The sequence below is a fragment of the Amycolatopsis sp. CA-126428 genome (genome assembly GCF_002904335.1).
In the GTDB taxonomy this organism is placed as follows: Bacteria; Actinomycetota; Actinomycetes; order Mycobacteriales; family Pseudonocardiaceae; genus Amycolatopsis.
Genome location: NZ_PPHF01000114.1, coordinates 36,223 through 43,179 on the forward strand (window position 1 = coordinate 36,223; position 6,957 = coordinate 43,179).

The window sequence follows — 6,957 nt, forward strand, 5'->3', positions numbered from 1 at the left end:
GCGGAGATTCGGGCTGCGGGACCGGGCTGAATGGTCACCGGCGTGTGTCTATTTTCCCCCGGGGCGGGGGAGAGTCAATGTCCGCGGCCGCGTTCCCACGAGCCGGGAAGGATTCCACTGTGGACCGACGCGGCGCGCCCGGCGGCGAAGTACTCGCGCAGCGGGCGCCAGCCGGGCACCACGAACCGGCCGCCGGGTCCGGTGAAGGTCAGCGTCGGCAGGGCGTAGCGGACGTGGTGTTCGAGGTGCTTCGCGCGGCCGCTGTGTGGTCCGGGCGCGGTGATGTCGAGGACTTCCGGGCACGGGCTCCGCGTCTCACGCCAGTCCTCGCGGACGGCTTGCCGGACCTCGTCGCTCGCCATGGCCGCGCGCAACGCGGGGAGGTCGAGGCCCGGCACGCCTTCGACGGCGGCGAACACGCGGTCGGCGTCGTCGGCCGGGGTGCCGTGCAGAAATGTCGTTTCGCGCAGCCGCGTCAGGACCAGGTCGGCGACGGTTTCCCCTTGCGCTTCGGCGGCTTTCGCGGCCAGCGAGGCCGGCCAGCTCGTGCGGGCCACCCACGACAGGTGCGGCGGCTTCGGGGCGCCGGTGTGCTCGGTGACGCCGTCGATGAACTTCGCGTACCAGGCGGCCTCGGCAGCCGGGTCGGGGGCCGGGTCCTCGTCGTCGTCGAAGAGGATGCCGAACACCCGGCGCCACCGGGCGACCGGCAGTTCCGCCCGCAGCCGGCGGAACTTCGGCTCCGACCCCCACGCCCACGGGCAGGCGGGATCGGTGTACTCGACGACTTCGAGCGGCACGCCTCACTCCTCGGGCACGTCGACCGGGGACCACAGGCTCGGCAGGTTGACCACGATGCCTTCCTGGCTGCTGCGCGCGATGATCACGATCGCCTCTTCGCCGGTCGGGTTCTCCTCGCGGTGCGGTACGTACGGCGGCACGAAGACGTAGTCACCGGGCCCGGTCTCGATCCGGACCTCCTCCTCGCCGTCGGCGAAGACGAACACCGGGTGGCCGGCCTTGACGTAGATCGCCGTCTCGGCCTCGCCGTGGTGGTGGTCGCCGGAGTTGGTCACCGGCGCGACGTGCGTCTCGCCCATCCACACCTTCGACGACCCGACGGTCTTGCCCGAGATGGCCTCCAGGCGGGTCATCCCGGTCGTCTGGTTGGTGTCGCCGGTCAGGTCGGCGCCGCGGATGTGCCGCAGCGGCTGGTGCCAGAGGTCGCTCACGAAAGGTCCTTTCAGGTGGCGACGCGGGCCGGGGCCGCGTCGTCGAGCAGGTCGGCGATCGTGGTCGCGCACAGGAGCGCGTCGAGCCCGGCTTCGACGCCGGACCAGAAGGGGGCCATCCCGGCGGCCGTGCCGTGGTAGGACAGCGCGGGGCGCGGCTCGCCGCGGACGGACAGGAACTCGCCGTCGACCGCGACCACGGCGTCCCGCACGGTGACTTCGCCGGCCGCTCTGGCCAGCCAGTAGCCGCCTTCGCAGCCGCGTTGGCTGCGGACCAGCCCGGCCTGGCGCAGGTCGCGGAGGACTGCCTTGATGAACCGGGCCGGGATGTCCTGGGTGGAGGCGACGGCTTCGCAGGTGATCGGCCGCGTGGTGTCCGCGGCGAGCTCCAGCAGCACCCTGATCGCGTAGTCCGCCCTGGCCGAGATGCGCATGCCCGCCATCATCCCCGGACCAGGACCGGCCCGCGCGTCCCGGCGCGCAGCCACTCCAGGAACTGGACGACCTCGGCGGCCACGCTGCGGTGGGCGACGTCGTTGAGCACGTCGTGCCGGCCGTCCTCGATCAGCACGAACTCACCCGCCGGGAGCATCTCGGCGAACGCGCGGGCGGCCTTCGGGTCCGCGACCCGGTCCGCGCCGCCGTGCAGGACCAGCACCGGGGTGCGGGGCAGCACCGCCGGGATGCCGGCGGGCTCCGAAAGCAGGGCACCGCGCCGCAGCCGGTCGTCGGCCCCGAGGAGCTCGCGGTGCACCGGGCACGCCGTCCGCGCGTCGAGTTCGGCTGCCCAGGAGCGATCCGGCGTGACGTCGGCCGACAGCGGCAGCCCGGCCGCCACGACCGCGTGCACCGGCAGCTCGGCGGCGAGGGCGAGGGCGGCCAGGCCACCGGTGTCACTGCCGAGCAGCACCACCGGCACCGGGTTCCCGCGGAGTTCGCCGGCGACGTCGTCCGGGGACGCGACGGCGACCACCCGGTAGCCGTCGAAGGCCAGCCGGGTGCCGAGCCGGGTGTACAGCCCCGGGTGCTCGCCCCGGCCTGGTAGCAGCACGACCGTGCCGCGCACCGCCACGCCCTCCGGTGGGGCCCAGCGGGCGGGGGCGCGGGTCATACGGCAGCCGCCGTGGCGGGCTGCCGCTCGCGCCGGGCCAGCTCCGAGCGCACCAGCGGCAGCAGGTGCCTGCCGTAGTCGATGGCGTCGTCGAGCGGGTCGTAGCCGCGGATCAGCAGGGTGGTGACGCCGATGTCGACGTAGTCCAGCAACGCCCTGGCCACCGTTTCGGGCGTGCCGACCAGCGCCGTGGAGTTGCCCGCCGCGCCGGTGGCGGTGGCCAGGGGTGTCCACAGTGCACGGTCGTGGCGGTCGGCCTTCGCGGCCGCGGCCAGCAGCCGGACACTGCCGGCGTTGGCGGGCGGGCCGCCGTCACGCCATTCGCGGGCCGCCTTCGCCGTGCCGGACGCGGTGATCTTGTCGAGGATCCGCTCGGCCCGTTCCCAGGCCAGCTCCTCGGTGGGGCCCAGGATGGGCCGGAAGGACACGCTGATCCGCGGCGGGGTGAGGCGTCCGGCCGCCTTCGCCGCCGCCCGGACGGACGCGATCTGCTCCGCCGTTTCCTTCAGCGGTTCGCCCCACAGCGCGAAGACGTCGGCGTGCTTGCCGCCGACGCGGTACGCCGCCTCGGAGGAACCGCCGAAGTACAGCGGGATCCGCGGGTTCTGCAGTGGCCGCACCTGCGGCGTGTAGTCGTCGAGCCGGTAGTGCTTGCCGTGGTGGGAGAACGCCGAACCGGAAGTCCAGGCGCGCTTGAGGATGTCCAGGTATTCGCCGGTGCGTTCATAGCGCTCGTCCTTGGGCAGGTAGTCGCCGTCGCGGGCCTGCTCGACGTCGCTGCCGCCGGTGATGGTGTGCACCGCCACCCGGCCGCCGCTGAAGTGGTCGAGGGTGGCGAACGCGCGCGCCGCCAGCGTCGGCGCGACGAATCCCGGGCGATGGGCCACGAGCAGGCCGAGGCGCTCGGTGTGGGCGGCCGCGTAGGCGGCGACCTGCTGGCCTTCCGGCCAGCCCGCCCCATAGCCGATGAGCACGCGGTCGAACCCGCCGTCCTCGTGCGCCCGGGCGAACCGGCGGACGTAGGCGGGGTCGATCACCGGTCCTCTGGCGGGCCTGGTCTCGCTCGCGTCCTGGGTGCCGATCATGCCGACGAACTCGACGGGCATCTGCTTTTCCTTTCGCCGCAAGAAGAACGCTCCGCCAGGGAACGGCACGCGGGACCGCGGTGTCAATCGGGCATCCGCAGGTGTCCATTTGGTGGACGTGGCTGGCTTCTTCCGATCCGGGCGGCTTATCGTCGGCCCGCTCGCCGACCCTTCCGGAGGCCTTCGTGACCACGACCGTCGCCACCGTCCCGCAGCCGGACCTGTCCGCGTTGCCGTCGATCGTCGCCGGGCTGGCCGCACGGGCCGCCGAGCACGACCGCGAAGCGACGTTCCCGCACGAGGGCGTCGAGCTGGTGCACGCCGCCGGGCTGCTGACCACGACCGTGCACCCACGCTACGGCGGTCCGGGCGCCGGCGTCCTCGACACCGTCCGGTTGCTTTCCGAGCTGGGGCGCGGAGATCCGTCGGTCGCGCTGGTCACCGCGATGACGCTGTTCGTCCACGCCGCGCAGGGCGCCGAGCCGACCTGGCGGGAGGAGCTCTACCGGGAGGTGCTCGCGGAGTCCGCCGAGCGGCCGGTGCTGATCAACGCGCTGCGCGTCGAACCGGAGCTCGGGTCGCCGACCCGCGGCGGCCTGCCCGCGACGGTCGCCCGCCGGACCGCCGGCGGCTGGCGCCTGTCCGGGCGCAAGATCTACTCGACCGGTTCGGTGGGCCTGCGGTGGATGATCGTCTGGGCCCGGACCGACGAGCCTTCGCCGCGGGTGGGTGGGTTCTTCGTCCGCGGGGACAGTCCGGGCATCGCGATCGAGCCGACGTGGGACCACCTCGGCCTGCGCGCGAGCGCCAGCCACGACGTCGTGTTCACCGACGTCCCGGCCGCGGCTCCGCTGGGGCTGTCCACACCGGACACTCAGCGGCCGCCGGTGCTCACCTTCCCGCTGGCGCTGCCCGCGATCTACGTCGGTGTCGCGCGCAACGCGCTCGACTGGCTCACCGGGTTCCTGCGGAACCGCGTCCCGAGCGGTCTCGGCAAACCGCTGGCCACCCTGCCGCGGTTCCGGACCGGGGCCGGGGAGATCGCCGCGCGGATCACCGGAGCGGAGGAGCTCCTGTCCGGGTTCGCCCGCCGGGCCGACGAGGGCGACCCGGATGCGGCGGCGCACGCGGGGGTGGCGAAGGTGCTCGCGACGAGGCTGCTCATCGAGGCGGTGGAACAGGCCGTCGCGCTGAGCGGGAATCCCGGGCTGACGCGGGCCAACCCGCTGCAGCGGCACTACCGCGACGTGCTGTGCAGCCGGGTGCACACCCCGCAGGACGACGCCGTGCTGACTGCGCTGGGCCGGTCGATCCTCGGCTGAACCCCGGCTCCTCGTTCCACGGGATGGACCAGGAGCGTTCACCAAATGGGAACCCCTTCCCGCATGTTGACTTCCGGCCCCCCGAAGCTCGGGCCACGCCGGCCCGGACATCCCCCGTCCCCGGGAGAAATCCGAGTCCCTTTCCACCACGGGCGTGCTGACCCGCGTCCGGAAACCCGCCGACGGGCCGCCGCGCAAGTCCGGGCGCCGGCTCGACCTCCGGCGCTGGATCAGCCCGGTGGTGCTCGTCGCCGCCTGGCAGGTCGCCAGTGCGACCGGCGTCCTGCCGCCCGACAAGCTCAGCTCGCCGTGGACGGTCCTGCGGGCCGGCGCCGAGGTCGCCCGCAGCGGCGAGCTCGGGACTGCCTTTGCGGTCTCCCTCGGCCGCGTCGGCGCCGGCTTCGCCCTCGGCGCCGCCGTCGGGCTCGTGCTCGGCGTCCTTTCCGGGCTGTCCCGCTGGGGCGAGGCGCTCGCCGACCCGCCGGTGCAGATGTTGCGGACGCTGCCCTTCCTCGGCCTGGTCCCGTTGTTCATCCTCTGGTTCGGGATCGGCGAAGAGACCAAGATCGCGCTGGTCGCGCTCGGCGTGGCGTTCCCGCTCTACCTCAACGTCCATTCGGGAATCCGCAGCGCCGACCCGGACCTCGTCGACGCCTCGCGCGCGCTCGGCTTCACCCGCGCGGAACGACTCTGGCACGTCGTGCTCCCGGGCGCGCTGCCACAGGCACTCGTCGGGCTGCGGCAGTCGCTCGGCATCGCCTGGCTGGCCCTGATCGTCGCGAGACGGTCAACGCCGACGCCGGCGTCGGCTACGTCGTCAACAACGCGCGGGAGCTCCTGCGCACCGACGTCGACGGTCACGTCGTGGTGGACGGCACCGTTTCCGTCGCCTTCCGGCAACCCTGGTTGCTCCCGTGGCGGAAGGTCTGGCGCAATGTCGTCCTCGGCTTGCGCCAGGACGGTGTCGCCAAGTCCCGCGACCGGGCGCTCGCCGACAAGGCGCTGGTTCGCGAACCGGGCTTGCTGCTGCTCGACGAGCCCTTCGGTGCCCTCGACGCTCTGACGCTGGCCGGTCGCGTCCCTGGTGCTCGAGCCGTGGGATCGTGCTCACCTGATCGTCGACACCGCCGTGGTGCCTGCGGGCGGATGCGTCGAGCTGATCCTCCGGCGCGTCACCGGGCTTTGACGGCGTGCACCGCTTCGGCGACCGTGAGCAGGGTGGCGACCGGGTCGTCGCCGAGGGGGTAGATGCCGATGTGGTCGGCGCCGGCGTCGCGGTGGGCCAGGAGCTTCGTCGCGACGGTGGCCGGGTCGCCGTGGGCGACGAGAGCGTCGATGAGGCGGTCGCTGCCGGCATCGGACAGGTCGTCGTCGGTGTAGCCGAGCCGTCGGAGGTTGTTCGCGTAGTTGGTGACGCCCAGCGCCATTCCGGGCGGTGCGGACCGGGCCACCGCGCGAGCCCGTTCGGCGTCCGGCTCGAGGAGGGCGAACTGCCCGGGCAGCAGGAGCTTGCCCGGGCCGAGGATCGAACGTGCCCGCCGGGTGTGGTCGGGGGTGACCATGCCGGGGATGGTGCCGGCGGTGCGGTCGCGGGCCAGGCGCAGCATTCTCGGCCCGAGCGCGGCGACCACCGTCCGGTCGGCCGGGACGCCACCGGCGGCGAGCATGTCCAAATAGGACACAAGCGTGTCGTACGGCGAAGTGTACTCTGCGTGGACCTCGCGGTGTCCGATGCCGACGCCGAGCAGGAACCGGCCGGGATGCCTGGCTTCGATCCGGTGGTAGGAGGCGGTGACGGTGTCCGCATCGGCGGTCCAGGCGTTCACGACGCTCGTGCCGACGACCAGCCGGGTGGTCGCGTCGAGGAGCCGCTCGGGGAGGGCGAGGTCGGCGGGAGGTGAGGCGTCCAGCCAGAGGGTGCCGTAGCCGGCTCGCTCGGCCTCCGCCGCGCTCTCCGGGGTGACTTCGTGCTCGCGCAGGTGGGCGCCGAGCAGCCCGAGATCAATGCTCATGCCCTGACTCCAGCACGACGGCCCACGGCGAACGAGGGCTGAAGCGGCTGCGCAGCGATAACCTGATGGCATCGTCGCAGGGGAGGGCCGGTGGAACTACGGGCGTTGCGGTACTTCGTCACGGTAGCTACGACTCTTCTAGTGCACACTGGCTGTCATGGGACCTTCACAGCCACTCCGTGAGCGGGGCCGGAC

At 73.1% G+C, this 6,957-nt stretch carries 7 protein-coding genes and 2 pseudogenes; 3 read left to right on the top strand and 6 right to left on the bottom strand.

Annotation, left to right across the window (positions count from 1 at the left end; genetic code table 11):
* Window positions 1–74 precede the first annotated feature (74 nt).
* From C2L58_RS27805 to C2L58_RS27825, 5 genes are read right to left on the bottom strand one after another with little or no spacing between them, the layout of a single operon-like run.
* Window positions 75–800, bottom strand: coding sequence for a DsbA family oxidoreductase (locus C2L58_RS27805; RefSeq protein ID WP_103340641.1), 726 nt, complete (start codon window positions 798–800; stop codon window positions 75–77).
* A gap of 3 nt (window positions 801–803) precedes the next feature.
* Window positions 804–1,232 (bottom strand): cupin domain-containing protein, encoded by a 429-nt coding sequence (locus C2L58_RS27810; protein ID WP_103340642.1) that lies wholly within the window; start codon window positions 1,230–1,232, stop codon window positions 804–806.
* An 11-nt stretch (window positions 1,233–1,243) separates the two neighbouring features.
* The gene (locus C2L58_RS27815) at window positions 1,244–1,666 is read right to left on the bottom strand and encodes an RrF2 family transcriptional regulator (protein WP_199191470.1); all 423 of its coding nucleotides are present in this window, start codon (window positions 1,664–1,666) and stop codon (window positions 1,244–1,246) included.
* Between the two features lie 8 nt (window positions 1,667–1,674).
* The gene (locus tag C2L58_RS27820; RefSeq protein ID WP_103340644.1) at window positions 1,675–2,343 is read right to left on the bottom strand and encodes an alpha/beta hydrolase; all 669 of its coding nucleotides are present in this window, start codon (window positions 2,341–2,343) and stop codon (window positions 1,675–1,677) included.
* The gene (locus tag C2L58_RS27825) at window positions 2,340–3,449 is read right to left on the bottom strand and encodes an LLM class flavin-dependent oxidoreductase (RefSeq protein ID WP_103340645.1); all 1,110 of its coding nucleotides are present in this window, start codon (window positions 3,447–3,449) and stop codon (window positions 2,340–2,342) included. The genes C2L58_RS27820 and C2L58_RS27825 overlap by 4 nt, the downstream gene beginning before the upstream one ends.
* Before the next feature lie 164 nt (window positions 3,450–3,613).
* Here C2L58_RS27825 and C2L58_RS27830 point away from each other — a divergent pair, with 164 nt between their 5' ends.
* The 3 genes and pseudogenes from C2L58_RS27830 to C2L58_RS50760 form a co-directional block, all read left to right on the top strand.
* The gene (locus C2L58_RS27830) at window positions 3,614–4,750 is read left to right on the top strand and encodes an acyl-CoA dehydrogenase family protein (RefSeq protein ID WP_103340646.1); all 1,137 of its coding nucleotides are present in this window, start codon (window positions 3,614–3,616) and stop codon (window positions 4,748–4,750) included.
* Between the two features lie 154 nt (window positions 4,751–4,904).
* A pseudogene (locus C2L58_RS27835) lies at window positions 4,905–5,602 on the top strand (ABC transporter permease); the annotation flags it as partial.
* Window positions 5,588–5,815: pseudogene (locus tag C2L58_RS50760) on the top strand (sulfonate ABC transporter ATP-binding protein); the annotation flags it as partial. The pseudogenes C2L58_RS27835 and C2L58_RS50760, both read left to right, overlap by 15 nt.
* 107 nt (window positions 5,816–5,922) lie before the next feature.
* Here C2L58_RS50760 and C2L58_RS27845 read toward each other — a convergent pair.
* Entirely contained in the window at window positions 5,923–6,762 is an 840-nt protein-coding gene (locus tag C2L58_RS27845; RefSeq protein WP_103340647.1) for a TIGR03620 family F420-dependent LLM class oxidoreductase, read from the bottom strand.
* Window positions 6,763–6,957 lie beyond the last annotated feature (195 nt).